Source organism: Stenotrophomonas sp. 05L44_2 (genome assembly GCF_056665995.1).
On the sequence record NZ_JBFTNR010000966.1, the window covers coordinates 1 to 1,221 of the forward strand.

General features: G+C 67.8%; 3 protein-coding genes. All 3 read right to left on the reverse strand.

From position 1 onward, the window contains the following. Window positions 1–725 (reverse strand): DNA cytosine methyltransferase (locus AC1VAN_RS22365; RefSeq protein ID WP_480986806.1); only part of this gene is annotated, 725 nt, incomplete at its 3' end. After that, window positions 722–913 (reverse strand): hypothetical protein, encoded by a 192-nt coding sequence (locus tag AC1VAN_RS22370; RefSeq protein ID WP_442251272.1) that lies wholly within the window; start codon window positions 911–913, stop codon window positions 722–724. The genes AC1VAN_RS22365 and AC1VAN_RS22370, both read right to left, overlap by 4 nt. Beyond that, window positions 906–1,058 carry a hypothetical protein gene (locus tag AC1VAN_RS22375; protein WP_442251271.1) on the reverse strand — a complete coding sequence of 51 codons (153 nt, stop codon included), beginning with the start codon at window positions 1,056–1,058 and terminating at the stop codon, window positions 906–908. Before AC1VAN_RS22375 ends, AC1VAN_RS22370 begins: the two co-directional genes overlap by 8 nt. Between the last annotated feature and the right edge of the window lie 163 nt (window positions 1,059–1,221).

The following is a 1,221-nucleotide window of genomic DNA, read 5'->3' on the forward strand; positions in this document are numbered from 1 at the left end:
CCGCCGCTGCACTCACCGCGGCCAGGTCCGGTCCATGGCTTCTCGCCGCTTCCCTGATCGCACCCTCCGTCGACCGAACGCCCTTGTCCGCCAGCGATGCAGTCGGCGTGGGCCAGAGCGCGTGCATCAGCGCGATCATCATTGGAAGCGTCTTTCCCTTCGGATTTGCCGCCCACTTTGCATGGAACTCGGGTGTCGCCGATTCGCTGCGCCAGTCCCTGGCCGCCGGCGTGGGCCACAAACCAGAGGCGGTCCCGTCGGTGGGGCGCGTCGACGGCACAAGCCGGGACAACCACCGCCCTGCAGGCGTAGTCGATTCCTTCCAGGTCAGCAGACACTCCGTCGAGCCAGTTCTTGCCAACCGCCGCCGCAACCTGCTCTCCCATGACGACAGCGGGCCGTCGGGCACGGATGAGGCGAAGGAAGTGGGGCCACAGGTGCCGATCGTCATCCTGGGCTTTTCCCTTACCCGCGACAGARAACGGCTGGCACGGGGCGCTGCCGGTCCACAGCTCGCGGTCGTCGGGCCACCCAGCAAGTCGAGCTGCAAGGGACCAACCGGCGATGCCGGCGAAGAAGTGGCACTGCCGGTATCCGGCGAGGTCTGAGGGTTGAACATCGGTGATGCTCCTGGTGTCGACATGGCCTGGCGGGATCAGCCCGGCATCGATGAGGTTGCGGATCCACTGCGCGGCGTAGGGATCCCATTCGCTGTAGTAGTTCATCGGGCGCCCCCGGTGGCGTGTGCCATCACCCGCTGCGCCTCGGCCATGTCGCCGCGCGCCAGCGCCTGCAGGGCCAGCCCACGGGCCTCCCATGTGCGCACGGTTGCCGGCCGAGCCTCAGACAGATCCACCCCGGACATGCTGGCCAGCTGCCGCCCGATCTCGCGGTGGTCGGTAGGTTCAGCCATGAGCGCACCTCCGCCAGCACCAGCGCAGCCCTGCGCGCGCGGTGCGGTATGCGCGGCTGATCGCCCACAGGGTGGCCAGTCCTGCCAGGAACCCGGCCATGGCGAACACGTGGACCATTGCAGCGGTGAGCAGCTGGTCAGCCATCACCGATCTCCCGAACGTTGTGCACTGACTTCCCGGCCGGCGCTGTCCAGTGCCTCACGGATCACGCGGAGGCCATCCGTCATTTCGCCGCTCCAGTAGCTTCCCGTGCTGGCCTTGTCCGCCAGCGACTGCGCCTGAGCGGCGATCAGACGCAGCTGGGTTT

What these genes read in the sequence shown, in the direction of transcription:
- AC1VAN_RS22370 (WP_442251272.1), bottom strand. Translation starts at nt 913, where the DNA reads ATGGCTGAACCTACCGACCACCGCGAGATCGGGCGGCAGCTGGCCAGC.
- AC1VAN_RS22375 (WP_442251271.1), bottom strand. Translation starts at nt 1,058, where the DNA reads ATGGCTGACCAGCTGCTCACCGCTGCAATGGTCCACGTGTTCGCCATG.